18 protein-coding genes are annotated in these 17,240 nt (G+C 41.2%); all 18 read left to right on the top strand.

Translation table 11 applies throughout. The annotated features are described in order from the left end of the window. The gene (locus FTRAC_RS19620; protein ID WP_013454244.1) at positions 1–219 is read left to right on the top strand and encodes a GDCCVxC domain-containing (seleno)protein; all 219 of its coding nucleotides are present in this window, start codon (positions 1–3) and stop codon (positions 217–219) included. Then, positions 219–1,562 (top strand): dihydrolipoyl dehydrogenase family protein, encoded by a 1,344-nt coding sequence (locus tag FTRAC_RS10595; protein ID WP_013454243.1) that lies wholly within the window; start codon positions 219–221, stop codon positions 1,560–1,562. The genes FTRAC_RS19620 and FTRAC_RS10595 overlap by 1 nt, the downstream gene beginning before the upstream one ends. Positions 1,563–1,937: 375 nt before the next feature. Beyond that, complete coding sequence (locus FTRAC_RS10590; protein WP_013454242.1) at positions 1,938–2,228, top strand: hypothetical protein; 291 nt, start codon at positions 1,938–1,940, stop codon at positions 2,226–2,228. 51 nt (positions 2,229–2,279) lie between these two features. Continuing rightward, positions 2,280–3,548: a hypothetical protein gene (locus FTRAC_RS10585; RefSeq protein ID WP_041650617.1), complete on the top strand. Its 1,269-nt coding sequence runs from the start codon at positions 2,280–2,282 to the stop codon at positions 3,546–3,548. A gap of 58 nt (positions 3,549–3,606) precedes the next feature. Further along, positions 3,607–3,795 carry a hypothetical protein gene (locus tag FTRAC_RS10580; RefSeq protein ID WP_013454240.1) on the top strand — a complete coding sequence of 63 codons (189 nt, stop codon included), beginning with the start codon at positions 3,607–3,609 and terminating at the stop codon, positions 3,793–3,795. 192 nt (positions 3,796–3,987) lie between these two features. Further along, positions 3,988–4,407, top strand: a complete 420-nt coding sequence (locus FTRAC_RS10575; protein WP_013454239.1) for an HYC_CC_PP family protein — start codon at positions 3,988–3,990, stop codon at positions 4,405–4,407. 112 nt (positions 4,408–4,519) lie between these two features. Continuing rightward, positions 4,520–8,344, top strand: a complete 3,825-nt coding sequence (locus FTRAC_RS10570; RefSeq protein WP_013454238.1) for an efflux RND transporter permease subunit — start codon at positions 4,520–4,522, stop codon at positions 8,342–8,344. Then, positions 8,341–9,573 carry a TolC family protein gene (locus tag FTRAC_RS10565; protein ID WP_013454237.1) on the top strand — a complete coding sequence of 411 codons (1,233 nt, stop codon included), beginning with the start codon at positions 8,341–8,343 and terminating at the stop codon, positions 9,571–9,573. Before FTRAC_RS10570 ends, FTRAC_RS10565 begins: the two co-directional genes overlap by 4 nt. Before the next feature lies 1 nt (position 9,574). Beyond that, entirely contained in the window at positions 9,575–11,365 is a 1,791-nt protein-coding gene (locus FTRAC_RS10560; RefSeq protein WP_013454236.1) for an efflux RND transporter periplasmic adaptor subunit, read from the top strand. A 156-nt stretch (positions 11,366–11,521) separates the two neighbouring features. Next, the gene (locus FTRAC_RS10555; protein ID WP_041650616.1) at positions 11,522–12,040 is read left to right on the top strand and encodes a DUF3347 domain-containing protein; all 519 of its coding nucleotides are present in this window, start codon (positions 11,522–11,524) and stop codon (positions 12,038–12,040) included. Between the two features lie 11 nt (positions 12,041–12,051). Then, a complete protein-coding gene (locus FTRAC_RS10550; RefSeq protein ID WP_013454234.1) occupies positions 12,052–12,474 on the top strand; it encodes a hypothetical protein in 423 nt (140 codons plus the stop codon). A gap of 90 nt (positions 12,475–12,564) precedes the next feature. After that, on the top strand, positions 12,565–13,005 hold the full coding sequence (locus FTRAC_RS10545; RefSeq protein WP_245545953.1) for a hypothetical protein: 441 nt from the start codon (positions 12,565–12,567) through the stop codon (positions 13,003–13,005). Then, entirely contained in the window at positions 12,995–13,564 is a 570-nt protein-coding gene (locus tag FTRAC_RS10540; protein ID WP_013454232.1) for an AraC family transcriptional regulator, read from the top strand. The genes FTRAC_RS10545 and FTRAC_RS10540 overlap by 11 nt, the downstream gene beginning before the upstream one ends. Before the next feature lie 154 nt (positions 13,565–13,718). Then, a complete protein-coding gene (locus tag FTRAC_RS10535) occupies positions 13,719–16,019 on the top strand; it encodes a multicopper oxidase domain-containing protein (protein WP_013454231.1) in 2,301 nt (766 codons plus the stop codon). 92 nt (positions 16,020–16,111) lie between these two features. Further along, positions 16,112–16,498, top strand: a complete 387-nt coding sequence (locus tag FTRAC_RS10530) for a DUF302 domain-containing protein (RefSeq protein ID WP_013454230.1) — start codon at positions 16,112–16,114, stop codon at positions 16,496–16,498. A 9-nt stretch (positions 16,499–16,507) separates the two neighbouring features. Next, positions 16,508–16,696, top strand: a complete 189-nt coding sequence (locus FTRAC_RS10525) for a hypothetical protein (RefSeq protein ID WP_041649740.1) — start codon at positions 16,508–16,510, stop codon at positions 16,694–16,696. Between the two features lie 32 nt (positions 16,697–16,728). Continuing rightward, entirely contained in the window at positions 16,729–16,971 is a 243-nt protein-coding gene (locus FTRAC_RS10520; RefSeq protein ID WP_041649737.1) for a DUF302 domain-containing protein, read from the top strand. Continuing rightward, the gene (locus FTRAC_RS10515; protein ID WP_013454229.1) at positions 16,968–17,207 is read left to right on the top strand and encodes a hypothetical protein; all 240 of its coding nucleotides are present in this window, start codon (positions 16,968–16,970) and stop codon (positions 17,205–17,207) included. The genes FTRAC_RS10520 and FTRAC_RS10515 overlap by 4 nt, the downstream gene beginning before the upstream one ends. Positions 17,208–17,240 lie beyond the last annotated feature (33 nt).

Genomic DNA, 17,240 nt, shown 5'->3' with positions numbered 1-17,240 from the left:
ATGGAAAAAGAGATCGTATTACAATCCACCATTACCTGTCCAAACTGTGGACATCAAAAAGAAGAAATCATGCCTACGGATGCATGCCAATACTTTTACGAATGTGAAAACTGCCAAGAAGTATTAAAGCCAAAACAAGGTGATTGCTGCGTGTATTGCAGCTATGGAACAAATGCCTGTCCTCCCATTCAGGAAGGTGGTAAAAACAATTGCTGCTGATGAAAAAATACGATGTAATTGTAATCGGATCAGGCATGGGAGGAATGACCATTGCCAATAAATGTGCTAAAAAAGGACTAAAGACTGCCGTTACAGATTCCAGACCGTATGGTGGAACGTGCGCACTACGCGGTTGTGATCCTAAGAAAATATTAGTCGGAGCTGCTGAAATTATAGACCGGGCCAATAAAATGAAGGGAATCGGTATTCAAGGACATATCTCCATCAATTGGCAGGATTTGATGGCTTACAAAAATGAGTTAGTTTCCAAAATGCCTAAAAATGTGGAGAAAGGCTATGAAAAGTCAGGTGTAGAAATGTATCATGGAACAGCCAGCTTTGAATCTGAAAACACGGTGCGCATCGGAGACGACCTACTGGAAGCTGATAAAATAGTGATAGCTACAGGTGCCCGACCTGTTGTTCTTGATATTCCAGGGGGTAATTTACCAATTGACAGCACAGATTTTCTAAATCTGGGAAAACTCCCTGAGCACATCACCTTTATTGGAGGCGGATATATAGCGATGGAGTTTGCCCACCTGGCTGTCAGGGCCGGAAGTAAAGTGACCATATTCCACCGAGGCAAAATGCCTTTAGAAAGCTTTGAGTCTGATATCGTGAAGCACTTGGTCAAAGCTACTGAGGAATTGGGGATTGAACTTCACCTTGAGTGGGATGTGGTTGCAGTTGAAAAAAAGGATAGTGGCTATACCGTAAAGGCAGAATCAAAAGGGGGTGAAAAAACTATTCAAACGAATTTGGTGGTGAATGCAGCAGGTAGAGTACCGGAGTTGGATGGCATGAACCTGGAAAAGGCAAACATTTCCTACGGCAAGAAAGGGATTGACGTAAATGAATACCTACAAAGTTTAACCAATGAACGGGTATATGCAGCAGGTGATGCGGCTGATAGCAAAGGTCTCAATCTCACACCTGTTGCAGTTATGGAAGGCCATGCAGTGGCAACCAATATTATACGGGGTAACTCCAAAAAGCCTGACTACACGGAAATGCCCAGTTCAGTCTTTACCTTGCCCACACTTGCCGCAGTTGGCATGACGGAAGCACAGGCAAAGAAGGCAGGTTTAGAATATCAGGTAAAAGCCAGCTCAGCATCAAGTTGGTACAATGCCAAACGGATCAATGAATCAACTTATGCTTATAAAATCATTTCCGATAAAGAAGGGTACATTTTAGGAGCCCACATCATTGGCCCTCATGCTGAAGAAATGATCAACCTTTTTGCTATGACAATTAAGGCAAAGCTTAAGGTCTCGGACATCAGGGACATGGTCTATTCCTATCCGTCTATGGCATCTGATATCGGATCTATGGTTTAAAAAAGGTGTTGAAATCAAAACGTAAAATCTGAAATCAACTATATGTTCTTAATTGCAATTTCCTTTTTAGCTTCTGAGATTAAATACTAATCAGTAATTCCGCAAATACAATTTATACCATTGTACCTGCCCTTCTTCTTTCACACCTTCCATTCCTGATATTGGCATTCGTCCGGAGTCACCTTAGCAGGCAGGGCAAATCAATATTTTTCATTCAGCCCTGTCAAAACAAGAATTCATACATAATAGACACAATACTATACAGCTTACTCAAGCATATCTAAATACATTTGAAGGGGATTTCTAAAAAGATAATAATCATGCATTTTTTCTCATATATACCTATAGGATATGATTACGAAACTAAAATAACTAATGAGACGCACTAGAAAATACATTTGGATTCTTGTCCTGGTTGTTTGGTTGATGTCGGGCAGGCAGTCAATAGCACAACAAACCCTTGTACTTGCCCCAAATCAGGGATTTAAGGGAGAAGGTGAAATCACTCTTGCAGTAACCAGCACCTGCATGATACCACTTCAAATTAAGTACAAGGTTTCGGAATGGGCGATTCCGTTAGTAAGGGATTTCCCATTACTTTCACGCAATATAAAATTGATTCTCCAAAAGCTGTATTTGGAACAATCAAAGCCGATGATGAACTAGAAATTTCCTTTAAAATAACATTTAAGTTAATAAATTAAAATTCAGATAATGATGAAAACGAGCAACAATTGGTATAGAACCACCATACTTTCAATGGTGCTTCTTACAACAGGTGTAGCATATGCGCAGCAGCCTGCCCTACAGCATTTCCGGCCTAATAATAAAGCCGGGCTTAATGTATTTGAACCTTCCAAGCAAGACACCGTGGAGTTTGATAGAGTGAGAGTACGAATCGGAGGTGATTTTGCCATGCAGTTCCAAAGTATAAACCAAACCAACTCATTGGATAGTCTGGTAGATTTGGGTACAAATTTCAACCTCCCTACAGCCAATCTTAACATTGATGTCCAGCTATATGATGGATTGAGAATGCATTTGAGAACTTATTTATCATCCAAAAATCACCAGGAGGCATGGGTAAAAGGAGGTTATCTTCAAATTGACAAATTAGACTTTATAAAACCGGGTTTTCTACAAGGTTTTATGGATGTAGCCCGTATAACCATTGGCTTGGACGAGTTCAATTATGGAGATGCCCACTTCAGAAGAAGTGATAATGCACGGGCCATTTTTAACCCATTTGTAGGCAATTATATCATGGATGCTTTTTCTACCGAGGCTTTCGGTGAGCTTACTATTATGAAAAATGGTTTTTTGGGAGTCATTGGAATAACAAATGGTAAATTGAATCAAAATGTAGTAGTCAATGACAACTCTGACAACAAAGCTTCCTTTTTCGGAAAACTGGGTTATGATAACCAGTTGAGTGATGATTTCAGATTGCGTTTGACAAGCTCCTGGTATATTAACAAAGGAACCACTACAGGAACCTGGATCTATGGTGGAGACCGTGCAGGGAGCAGATATTATAACGTAATGGAGACCTTAGATGGTGATGGAGGGCCTTTTGAAGGACGATTTAACCCAAGATTCAGAGAATTAACTGCTATTCAGATCAACCCGTTTATCAAATATAAAGGTTTGGAATTTTTTGGCATATACGAGGTAGCCTCAAACAGTGACGATCAAGGCGGAGGAGCTTTTACACAGTTAGCAGGAGAACTTCTTTATCGTTTTGGAAGTACGGAACAGTTTTATCTGGGAGGACGATACAACACTGTTTCCGGAGAAATGGTAGAAAGTGCTTTAACGCAAGAAATAAATCGGCTGAATATAGGAGGTGGCTGGTATATGACCAAAAACGTAATGGCCAAACTGGAATATGTAAATCAAAAGTATGAAGGTGAAGGCTGGACAGGCACCAAATATAATGGGGGCGAATTTGATGGTATCAACATTGAGGCAGTAATTAGCTTTTAAACAGGGGAAGATGTGCCGGATACTATTTCCGGCACTTTTCTGAATACTGATTTACAAAATGGACAAGCTTGAATACTGTAAAGATATTCTTAAAAAAGTGAGTTTTGATAAAACACTTTTAACGAAGGAGTATGAAAAAGCCTTGAAATCTCTTTCTGATGAGAAAGCCGATCTACTAGATCAATGGTATAATGAAAGGTTTGAGAATAATTCACGCAAGTCATCAGGTAACGGAAAGACCGATTAAAGGTGGTTAATTGCAAAAATTATAGTAAAAGTGTCAGTTGAATGAATTGCTTAAATAGCGGTATTACCTTTGAGAGGAAGGTATGTCGGAGCGAAATTTCATACATTTAAAACATGATATTAAACAGAATCTGGAATCATTTATTCTTAATTTTACGTTTCAGAAACTATTAACAGGACGAAAATCAACTTTTTGAAAAAAACAATCTCCATAACGCTACTATTTATCTTGCTTATCGGTAATTCCGGTCTGGCAGTAGCTACTCACTATTGTGGAGGATCGGCCGTGGAATCGCAATTTGTTCTCGGTCATGCCGAATTAAATTGTGGAATGTCCGATATGGATAAGATTTGTGAAAACGGTTCTTCCGAAGAAAAGCAAATCAAGAAAAAACCTTGCTGTGAAAATGAGTATCAATCTCTTGAGATGGCAGATGAATTTCAGCATCAAGTATTTGGTAGTTCTTTGAACTTAGAATTCATCTCTACTTTTGTCGTTACTTTTACAGGCAGGTCATTTCTTTCTACGAAGCATAAAGCAGAGTTTACAAATTATGCTCCCCCGCTGATTGAACGTGATATACCTGTGCTCGTTCAGTCGTTCCTTATTTAAGCATTCCATTCACTTGATTGCAGTCAAGGCTTAGTTCGTTAAGCCCTTAGGCATTATTGATATGCCTGATTAATATGCCTTGTAAATCCGTTCAAATTTGAATATTAAGAATATGCTAAATAAAATTATTAAATACTTTCTTGAGAATAAATTAGTTACCGTTCTCATCTTAATTGGCTTCATTGCCTGGGGCATTGTGACCGCCCCTTTCGGTTGGCAGATAGGCGCATTACCTTCTGATCCCGTTCCGGTAGATGCTATTCCGGATATAGGAGAAAACCAACAGATTGTCTTTACCCAGTGGCAGGGCCGATCACCACAAGACATAGAAGACCAAATTTCCTATCCGCTGACTACCTATTTATTAGGTATTCCGGGCGTAAAATCTATACGGAGTTCTTCTATATTTGGCTTTTCCAGTATCTTCATTATTTTCAGTGAAGATGTAGAGTTTTACTGGTCACGTTCCCGTATCCTTGAGAAACTAAGTTCCTTGCCTTCCGGCTTATTACCGGAAGGGGTCCAGCCTGCACTCGGGCCTGATGCCACTGCACTGGGCCAGGTGTATTGGTATACCATTGAGGGCAGAGATAAGGATGGAAACCCTACCGGAGGATGGGATCTCCACGAAATCCGTACCGTACAAGACTTCTACGTCAAATATGGATTAAACGCAACAGAAGGCGTTTCGGAAGTGGCTTCTATTGGTGGCTTTGTACAGGAATATCAGATTGATGTTAACCCTGATGCTCTAAAAGCCTATGATATCCCATTGCATAGAGTAATGCAGGCGGTACAGAAATCAAACAAAGACGTGGGGGCTAAAACCATTGAAATAAACAAGGCAGAATACCTGGTGCGTGGTTTGGGTTACATCAAAAAAGTAGAAGACATTGAAAAGGCCGTAGTTGCCGTTCAGGAAAATGTTCCCATCCGTATTAAAGACATAGGTGTAGTTACCCTGGGGCCATCCACCCGTAGAGGCCTGCTGGATAAAGATGGTGCTGAAGTGGTAGGTGGCGTAGTGGTGGCCCGCTATGGTGCCAATCCCTTGCAGGTCATTAACAACGTCAAGGATAAGATCAAAGAAATAGCCCCGGGACTGCCTAAAAAAACGTTGGCAGATGGAAGGGAAAGCCAGTTGACTATCGTTCCGTTTTATGACCGCTCCGAGCTTATTTATGAAACATTGGGAACCCTGGAAGAAGCCATTTCGCTTCAAGTGCTCATTACCATTTTGGTAGTGATCGTGATGGTGTATAATCTCAGGGCTTCATTTCTCATTTCAAGTATCCTGCCGATTGCGGTATTGATGGTATTTATAGCCATGCGCTATTTTGGTGTTGATGCCAACATAGTTGCACTTTCAGGTATTGCCATTGCCATTGGTACGATGGTGGATTTGGGAGTTATACTTTCTGAAAACATTATTAAACATATAGATGAAGCTCCTCCCGGTCAAAAACTGATAGATACCATTTATAATGGAGCTTCAGAAGTGGGTACCGCTATTCTCACCGCTGTTTCTACCACAATTGTCAGCTTCATTCCGGTCTTTACCATGCAAGCTGCCGAAGGAAAGTTATTTGGGCCTTTGGCATTCACAAAGACCTTCGCTTTGGTAGCTGCGCTGTTGGTGAGTCTATTGATCATGCCTACCTTGGCACATTGGTTCTTTGGGTTCAAAATCAATAATAGGTTTCTTAAGAAATATGGTGGTTATGCATTAGTATTATTTGGAATTATAGGGCTCTTTACCGCTCAGATATGGGGTGGTGTACTGCTGGTACTGTTTGGTGCAATCGCAATTGTAAAGAATATCTTTGACGCTAAAAAGGAACGCTTTTCCAGGCCTGTATTATTTCTCTTCAATTATGCCGAGCTGATCATTGTACTAATTGGCGTAACCTGGCTTTTAGCTAAATACTGGCTACCGCTAGGAGCCTCAAAGTCTCTGTTACTCAACTTTGTTTTTGTGACCTTATTGGTAGGATTTATCCTGGGGTCGTTCACGCTTTTAGAATATTACTACAAATCTATATTAAAATGGTGCCTGGATAATAAAATAACTTTTTTATTGATACCTACTTTCTTGATTTTGCTTGGCGCTAATGTTTGGTTGGGTTTTAATACCATTTTCGGGTTTATTCCTAAAGCATTGGACAATCTCGGCTGGGATGTCCGGACAACTACAGTTTGGTCAGGCTTGACCCATACTTTCCCGGGTGTAGGAAAAGAATTTATGCCTTCTCTGGACGAAGGAAGTTTCTTGCTCATGCCCACCTCCATGCCACATTCCGGTATTGAGTTCAACCGTAAAGTAGTTGGTCAGTTGGATATGCTCCTGACCAACATCCCGGAAGTAGAATTAACGGTAGGCAAATTAGGACGGGTAGAATCTGCCCTTGATCCGGCACCTATTTCCATGTACGAAAATGTCATCAACTATAAACCGGAGTACATGCTCAGTGAAAAAGGGCACCGAATAAGGTTCAAAGTTGATAAGGAAGATCGCTTCATACTCAATAGCGGTGATAGCCTTTCTAATGAAGAAGCCATTAACCGAGGTGTTGTTTTGGAGGAACTCATCCCTGATGATAACGGGAATTATTTCCGCAACTGGCGGCCGCAAATTGAATCTCCAGATGATATCTGGAATGAAATTGTTAAGGTCACCAAAATACCGGGAGTAACTTCAGCACCTAAGCTGCAGCCTATTGAAACCCGCTTGGTGATGCTACAAACAGGTATGCGAGCCCCCATGGGTATCAAAGTATATGGTCCGGATCTGAAAACGATAGAAGACTTTGGGCTGCAACTGGAGGAAGTGCTTAAAAATGTTCCTTCGGTAAAAGCGGAAGCCGTGTTTGCCGACAGAATTGTAGGTAAGCCCTATCTTCATCTTAACATCAACAGGGATGAGATTTCACGCTATGGGCTTAATGTGGAAGATGTACAGCAGACCATTGAAACAGCCATTGGAGGAATGAAAATTACTTCAACTGTGGAAGGAAGGGAGCGTTTTCCAGTGAGGGTACGTTATCCACGCGAACTCAGGGACGATCCTGAAGCATTGGGTAAGATCCTTTTGCCTACACCTACAGGAGCACAAATACCGATCAGCCAGGTGGTGGACTTTGAGTATGTGAGGGGACCACAGGCGATCAAAAGTGAGGAAACCTTTTTGGTGGGTTATGTACTATTTGACAAAAGGGACGGATACTCGGAAGTTGGAGTGGTGAATGATGCCCAGGCAGCTATTCAGGAAAGAATAGATACAGGTGATTTAGTCGTTCCTGCCGGGGTCAGCTACAAGTTCTCAGGAAGCTATGAAAATCAGGTAAGGGCTGAAAAGAGGCTTTCAATCATTGTTCCGTTGGTATTGGGTATCGTCTTCCTCATCCTTTACTTCCAATTCAAGTCTGTAGCGACTTCATTAATGGTGTTTACTGGTATTGCCATGGCATTTAGTGGAGGCTTTATCATGCTATGGTTGTATGGCCAGACCTGGTTTGCGGACTTCTCCCTTTTCGGTACGAATTTCCGAGACTTGTTCCAAATACATACTATCAATTTGAGCGTGGCTGTTTGGGTCGGGTTTATTGCCTTGTTTGGTATAGCCACTGATGATGGGGTATTAATGGCTACTTATTTAGATCAAAGTTTTAATCGTAATAAAACAGACAGTCTGAAAGGAATAAGAGCGGCAACAGTGGAAGCTGGTCAACGAAGAATAAAACCTGCCGTGATGACCTCCGCCACCACCATCATTGCCTTGCTGCCTATACTTACCTCAACGGGTCGCGGAGCAGACATCATGATCCCAATGGCTATTCCAGCATTCGGAGGTATGTTCTTCGCAGCTGTCACCTTCTTCATCGTGCCGGTTTTATACGCTATGAGGGAAGAAAGAAAATTTAAAAAGACACAACCATGAAGATTATTGTAAATATTGTAATACTTGTTTTTCTCGGAACCAGCGTAAGTCAGGCGCAGGTCCTGGATGACTATTTTAAAATAGCAGCGGAAAACAATCCGGGATTACAGGCGAAATATCGGGAATTTGAAGCGGCCATACAGAAGGTGGAGCAGGTAAATACTTTACCGGACCCTAATTTCTCTTTTGGTTATTTCATTTCACCGGTGGAAACGAGGGTAGGACCACAAAAGGCAAGGTTTTCCCTAACGCAGATGTTCCCCTGGTTTGGGACGCTACGGGCACAGGGAAATGCCGCAGCTTTAATGGCGGAAGCAAAATATCAAGCCTTCTTAGACGCTCGGAATAGGTTGTATTACCAAGTGGCAGCGGCCTATTATCCGCTTTATGAACTTAATCAATGGAAAGAGATTGAGCGGGAGAATATTGAAATACTGGAGTCTTATAAAACCATTACCAACAAAAAGTTTGAAAATGGAGTGGGTACGATGGTTGACTTCTTGCGTGTGGATATTATGTTGAAAGACGCCACTACAAACCTTTCCATTCTGAACGATAAGGAAGCTCCTCTGCTGACCCGGTTTAATAAACTACTCAACAGAGAGGAGGACGCATTGGTAACCGTAGAGGATTCACTCGTTGCTCAAGCCTTGCCTGATAATTTCAGAAAGGACTCTTTGCTTACGAACAACCCTGTACTGGAAGAACTGGACTTAAAAATAGCCTCCAGTGAGGCAAGTGAGGAGGTCGCTTACAAACAAGGGCTTCCAAAATTTGGTGTAGGATTGGATTATGCTATTGTGGGAAACAGACCTGAAGTGGAACTTCCCGACAATGGTCAGGACATTCTAATGCCTATGGTTTCTGTCAGCATTCCCATTTTCAGGAGTAAATATAAAGCCGCTGTTAAAGAAGCACAGCTCATGCAGGAAAGCTATTCACTCCAAAAAAAGGACTTTGCCAATACCCTAACGTCAAACTACGAAATGGCCTGGTTTGAAATTCAACAACAGCAAGAATTGATTGAGCTATACGATCAACAAATTCAGGAATCCAATCAGGCTTTAAATCTATTATTTACGGCTTACAGTAATTCAGGAAATGAATTTGAAGAGGTACTGCGTATGCAACAGCAGCTCTTAAAATATGAAAAGATGAAGGCAACGGCCGCAACGCAGTACCAAATTGCCCTGGCCAAACTCAATTACTTAACTGCAAAAACATATTAAGATGAACACAAATAAAAAAATAATAATCATAGCACTGTCAACGCTGGCAATAGGTTTATTGCTGGGTTGGTTGATTTTTGGTGGTTCATCATCCGAAAGTAAAATGGATGATGAGCACCAGCACACTACAGAAATAGCCGGAGAGACCGTGTGGACCTGCTCCATGCATCCTCAGATCCGTCAGGGTGAACCCGGAGACTGCCCTATTTGTGGTATGGATTTGATCCCATTGGATAATGATGATGGTGAGGAGCTAGACCCGATGGCTGTTAGTATGTCTCCAACGGCCATGCAACTGGCTGATATTAGAACTGCCGCTGTAGGAACCATGGATCCGGTTAAGTCGGTTAGACTGAACGGAAAGGTACAGGAAGATGAGCGACTGGTTTTTTCTCAGTCTTCCCATATACCGGGCAGGATAGAAAAGCTGATGGTCAATTTCACAGGTGAGTTCGTAAGGAAAGGGCAGGCCATTGCTTATATATACTCTCCAGATTTGGTTACTGCACAGGAGGAATTATTTGAAGCACAAAAAATTAAAGATACACAGCCGCAATTGTTTAATTCCGCCAAAGAAAAGCTCAAAAATTGGAAACTTTCCGACAGTCAGGTAGAGCAAATTCTCAAAGTGGGGACACCGAAAGAGGAATTTGCTGTTCAAGCTGATGTTTCGGGCTATGTAACTGAGAAAATGGTAAATCTGGGTGATTACATCCGAAAGGGAGAGGCTATTTATGAGATTGCAGACCTTTCAAAGGTATGGGTATTGTTTGATGTTTATGAATCGGATATGCCCTGGATCAAAAAAGGTGATAAGGTAAACTTTACAGTGGCCTCTCTACCGGGAGAGACATTTGAAGGTAAGATAACCTTCCTGGATCCTGTTATTGATCCTAAGACAAGAGTAGCAAAAGCAAGGGTAGAAGTGCCCAACAAAGACAATCAGCTAAAACCTGAAATGTTTGCATCCGGTACGGTAGAAGCTACATTGCCGAAAAAGTCAAATAACATAGTGGTTCCCAAAACTGCTGTTATGTGGACAGGCAAGCGTTCGGTAGTTTATGTAAAAAATACCACTAGTAGTGGAGTAAGTTTCATGATGCGTGATGTGACGCTTGGGCCGGGTTTAGGTGACAGCTTTATTGTGGAGAGTGGCCTTGAAGAAGGTGAAGAGATAGCAGTCAATGGCACCTTCAGCATTGATGCGGCAGCACAGTTGGCTGGTAAGCCAAGCATGATGAATCCGGAAGGAGGCCCGGCAATGACAGGGCATAACCACGGGGGTATGGATACGCCAGCTTCGTCAGGCCAGGTCAATAAAAAAGAGACTAAGCCAGTGTCAATTAGTCAGAAGGCGAAAGAAGCATTGCGGCCCCTTTATACTGAATACCTCAAATTTAAGGATGCCTTAACGGCTGATGAATTTGATCAGGCTCAAAAAGCCGCTTCTGATCTCAAAACAACACTGGATAAGGTGAATATGGCTGCTTTTACCGGTGAGTCACACAATGCTTGGATGAGTCATAGCAGCGACCTGAAAAATGCACTGCAACATGTTCAGCACCTTAAAACGATAGCCGAACTACGCACTACATTTCAGCAGGTATCTGAAGGAATGATTGCCATGACCAAAGCCTTTAAACCCATGGATCAGACACTGTACGTTCAGTTTTGCCCTATGGCAGATGATAATAAGGGAGCAAATTGGTTGAGTACCGAAGAGGAAATCCGCAATCCCTACTTCGGAGAATCTATGCTCACTTGCGGAGAGGTACAGGAAAATATCAAATAAAATGAAAGAATGCTGTAAAAGAGGGAATGAAAAAGCCCCTTCAAAATTAAGAATATGGGCTGGACGAATCGTCTGGGGTACAGTAGTCCTTCTGATGACTGGGATAGCCCCTGTTTAAATGTTAAACCTTTAAAAGTTAATGAAATGAAAAACGTAATGAGTAAAAAAACAATCGTAGTAATGGCAATGGCCTTAGTAAGCTATGGAGCATTTGCACAGCACGATCATGGCAATCATGATGACCAAAAGGGAATGGGTCAAAAAATGGAACCTATGTTCAAGGACAAAGATTTGGGCATTGCTTACGGTCATTATATCCATCTGAAAGAAGCCCTGGTTGCCTCACAGATGAATGAGGTAAGAAAGGCTGCAACCAAACTAGAAGCATCTTTAGTCTCGGTAGATTCCGGGCAGGAAGCTAAGGCGGAGGCGGCAAATGTGGTTTCAGCTGCTACTTTAGATGGCCAGCGCAAAGCTTTTGCTTCATTGAGTAATGAAATGTCCACTTTAGTGAAAGGTGGTGAACTTTCTATGGGTGAAATATACTTGGAATATTGCCCGATGGCAAATGAAAATACTGGTGCTTACTGGCTATCAAGCGAAAAGGAAATCAAAAACCCCTACTTCGGTGACAAAATGCTGAAGTGCGGAAGTGTAAAAGAAACAATCAATTAAAATACAATATTATGAAAACTACTAAGATCATATTAACAGCAGTAATGGGACTATCGATTAGCCTTTATTCCTGCAATGATGATGACATGCAAAACAAGCTGTCCGAAGATGACATCGTGGCACTCGAAGGTTTCAGAGAAGCTTATACAAGGGCAAGTGATGCAAATTTGGAATTAAAAGGATCTATTCAACAAGGTGATTTTGATGGAATTCACTTCCATGATTCAGTTTTTCACCATTATGAGGGGTTGTTTGAAGAACATCATGAGGATTATTCTCACTCCAACGACCATGACGACCATCATCATGATGCAGACGGCATGCACATGGGCTCCAATGCGATGAATGGCCACGATCAGGGAGATGGGCACCATGATGACGATCACCAATCAATGGATGATCTAATGGATGATCATGAAACTAGCACACATTAGGAAGTAATAGTTCCTGACCAAGTGGTCCCAGTTAGAGGTTGGTGGTGAAATCTGGCTGGTACCCTTATCACAGAACTGAAATGTTGAGGCATGAATAAGAAAAGAGAATCGAACAGGATAAAAACCAAAATGGATAGGCAATCGATATTAATCCTGTCAATATTTGGTGCGATAATTATTGCTGCCCTCTTTCGGTCGTTTTCATTTAACTTTAGTCAAATACCGGTCGATATTAGCGAAGAGGAACAAATCCCTAATGAACTGGTATGTATGGTCAATGACGCATTCATGGGGATAGAGCAAATTCCAGTTGAAGCGGATGGCAAAACTTACTATGGATGCTGCCAGATGTGTGTAAGCAAGATTCTCGAAAATACCGGTAACGTTCGGTACACTACAGATCCCTATTCAGGAGAAAAAGTAGATAAAGCAGTGGCATTTATTACGCTGAAGCCAGGTCAAGGCAAGGAAGTTCTTTACTTCATTTCTAAAAATAATATGGAGGCTTACTTGAAAAAGGATGAAAACTAAGCTCCACATAAAAAACATGGTGTGCCCAAGGTGCATTATGGTCGTTGAAAATGAGTTGAAAACCTTAGGTGCCAAGGTAAGGGATGTTAAGTTGGGATATGCCGATGTAATAATACCAGCTACCCTCACTCTTGAGCAGATTGATTTGCAAATGAAAAAGTTTGGTTTTGAGCTTATTCATGACCCGGAAGGCATATTGACAGAGCAGATTAAGATAGTTATATTGGATTACCTAAAGCATGTACATTCAAAAGGTAAAGGGGCTAAAAAACTGTCCGAATATATTTCCCTCCAAATCGGGAGGAACTATAATTATTTAAGTAAGGTATTTTCAAAGCAAACAGGTGATACATTGGAAAAATATTACATCAATTTACGTGTGGAGAAGGTCAAGGAACTATTGGATTATAATGAGCTCAACGTCTCTGAAATAGCCGTGAATTTGGGATATAGCAGTGTCCACTATTTATCTAACCAATTCAAGAACGTCACTGGCTTTTCAATATCAGATTATAAAAAGAAATCGGGGACAGATAGGACTTTTCTTGATGGCCTCTAGTTTAGATTTTGCAATTGGGTATGAAGTTTATACATATTAAACACAATATTATACATAAAATCTATCTTTAGATTGCCCATATCAAGCTTTCAAACGTTAAAAATTCACGTAATCTTGGAGCAACAACTAAATAGCAACATAGAAAACTAGACTTATGCAAATAAAAAATAGCTTAACTATAATTATTTTATTTATTCTAACTGGTTTTACTGCGTCAGCGCAAATAGACACCACTGTCTACAACCTTACCATAAGACAGGAAACAGTTAATAAAGCTGGTAAAGAAGTTGTGGGCATGACTGTGAATGGAGACATTCCAGGACCTACCATGAGGTTTAAGGAGGGGGACTATGCCATAATATACGTGAAAAATGAAATGGAGGAAGAAACCTCTGTTCACTGGCATGGTTTATTGCTCCCTAATTTTTATGACGGAGTTCCTTATTTAACGACACCGCCTATACACCCTGGAGAAACACAAAAGTATGAGTTTCCCTTGATACAGTCTGGTACTTACTGGTATCACTCACACACCATGCTGCAAGAACAAAGCGGAGTGTACGGTTCCATTGTCATTGACCCTAAAGAAGGTGAAACTTTAGAATATGATAAAGAACTTGTCATGGTGCTTTCTGACTGGACCAATCAAAAGCCAATGAATGTCCTGAGAAACCTCAAGCGTGGAAATGAGTGGTACAACATTAAAAAAGGAACTGCAACACCACTCAATCGGGTCATAGCACGGGGAGCCTTTGGTGCGCAGTTAAATTTTTGGAGACAACGAATGGAAAGTGCTGATATAGCAGATATTTATTATCCAGCATTCCTGACCAATGGAGAACAAGCACAAGAGTATCCTCAATTTGAACCGGGTGAGAAGGTAAGATTGCGCATCATCAATGGTTCGGCTTCTTCCCAATACTGGATGACTTTTGGAGGTAAAGCCCCGCTTTTGGTAGCTGCAGATGGATTGAATGTGGTACCGGTTAAACATAATAAAACATTTATCGGGATTGCTGAAACATATGATTTTATAGTCACCATTCCAGAAAAAGGTAAAATTGAATTTAGAGCTACTGCCCAAGATGGATCGGGATATACTTCAGCTTTCTTAGGAAAGGGTGAGGTCATTGTGGCACCTGAGGTTGAAAGACCAGACAAAATTGGAATGATGAAACAAATGGCACAGATGGACATGCGTATGGGCGCTCCCGCTATGAAATTTAATCCTGCTGAAGAGGAGCCTCATGAATTAATGAAAAATTGGGGAATGCAGATGGATGATGAAATGAATATGGAGATGAACCAAGATATGAAGAGTGATAAAGTAGATTCTCGAATGGAAGAGATGGATCATTCTCAAATGGAACTCGAAAATGACAAGAACATGAAGAAAGCTTCATCAAAAAATCAAATACGGGGAATGGACATGTTCTCCGAGTATAATTATGATTACTTAAAAGCCCCTTCCAGTACCGTTATAGATGAGGATAAACCCGTAAGGGACGTTTTGCTCAACCTGACAGGTAACATGTGGCGGTATATCTGGAGCATGAACGGTGTCCCGCTATCCGAGGCTGACATGATAAAGATTTCCAAAGGGGAAAAAGTGCGAATCACTTTCAATAACTTAACGATGATGCACCACCCTATGCACTTTCATGGTCATTTTTTTAGGGTCATCAACAAGCATGGTGAATATTCTCCCTTAAAACACACGGTAAATGTGCCGCCAATGCAAAAGACGGTAATAGAATTTGACGCTATTGAAGATAGTGATTGGTTTTTGCATTGTCATGTGCTTTATCACATGATTGGTGGTATGGCCAGAGCAGTGAGCTATGATACAGAACGTGATCCACGTATGGCAAAATATCCAGCCAAAAACTTATTTAAAGAAGGCAACCGCTTTTATAACTGGGGGATGGTTGATGTCGCTTCGCACATGACTGAACTGAACCTTGTATCCTCCAATATAAGAAATCAATTCAACCTGAATACCGAAGTGGGTTACAATGAGAATATGGAAGCCGAATTTACATATGAGCGGTATTTATACGACTACTTTCGAGTATTTGCCGGAGTTAACCTGGAGAATGAAACGGAGAACAGCCTGGATGAAATTTCAGCAACCGCTATAGCAGGTATTCGATTTTTCACTCCCTATATGTTCAATCTTGATGTAAGGGTAGATAATAAATTACGGCCTGAAATCAGGATAAGTCGGGAGATCATGATCTTCCCGCGAACCGCCATTTTTGGAAACTACGAGTATCAGGCCGATTTCGGCTGGGTAAATACTTTGACGGATGAAGGAACTAACGAACCAATTGACTATAAAGGAGAAACCACTTGGTCTGCAGGAGTAGAATATTTTCTGTCTAGAAATTTCTCACTAATGGGCAGCTACGATAACCGCTTTGGTGCAGGTGGAGGCTTGTCCATCCGTTTTTAATTATGAGTTTAGGTAAGATAGTTATGTAATAAATGTTACAGACTTTCACTCAAAATTTCATTATATAGATAGAAAGAACAAAAGCTAAAAACATGAAATACTACCACGAAAAAACATTAAAAGGCGTAAGCTTTGAAGAAGCGATTCAAAAAGTAACGGATGCTCTGAAGGAAGAAGGGTTCGGTATCCTTACCGAGATCGATGTAAAAGAAACCCTGAAGAAAAAGCTGGATGAAGATTTTCGGCCTTACAAGATTCTGGGTGCCTGCAATCCGCCTTTTGCTCATAAAGCATTATTAGCCGAAGATAAGATTGGCGCGATGCTGCCCTGCAATGTAATTGTACAGCAAGTTGATGATGGCGTTGAGGTTGCGGCAGTAGATCCGCTGGCCTCCATGCAGGCAGTAGATAACAAAGACCTAGCCGTAATAGCCGAAGAAATTCAATCCAAATTGGAATCAGTTATTGAAGGTCTATAACTTCCTGTCATGAGCGATAAAAATAAAATAGCTAAGGAAAATTATAAGGAAAGCATGGAGACCAGCTATTGCATCAGCAAGAGGTTCGGTTCCATGACCTTCCAGGAAGCTATCGATTATTCCAAAAAGGCTTTTGAAAATAATGGTTTTGAAGTAGTCATGCACTTTGACTTACAGAATCATATTAAAAAAAACTAGATGAAGACATCAGGCGATATACACTCTTGGGCATGTGCAATGCTGCATTAGCAATAGATGCACTGTCCGTAGAAAACAAAGTGGGTATCATGCTTCCCTGCAATATCATCATTCAGGAAACCGGAGAAGAGGGCGTGCTGGAAGTAGCTGTAACCGACCCGTTGGCCGCATTGGAGATAGCTGATAATGGAAAACTAAAATCACTCGGAAAGAGGGCTAAGGACCAATTGCAAAAAGCATTAAATGAAGTTGAACATCAAAACAATAAATTATGAAAAAGACAAAAGATCAAATTTTAAATGTCCTAATGGTCATGCTGGTTGGTGTTTTTGCCACTGCGTGCAATAATCCCGGGGGAAATGGAAACCAGGATCATGGCGATGTTATGGAGGATAACCAGACCGAAATGATGGAAGGTGATAATGATCACATGCATGAGGATGGGCAGTCTGACGAACACATAATGAGCGATACCACTTCGATGGACATGAACGATGAAATGGAACGATGATAGTACCCTGTATGGTACAACATATTCCAAATT

Source organism: Marivirga tractuosa DSM 4126, assembly GCF_000183425.1.
GTDB lineage: Bacteria > Bacteroidota > Bacteroidia > Cytophagales > Cyclobacteriaceae > Marivirga > Marivirga tractuosa.
This window is presented reverse-complemented; position numbering and strand designations above follow the sequence as displayed.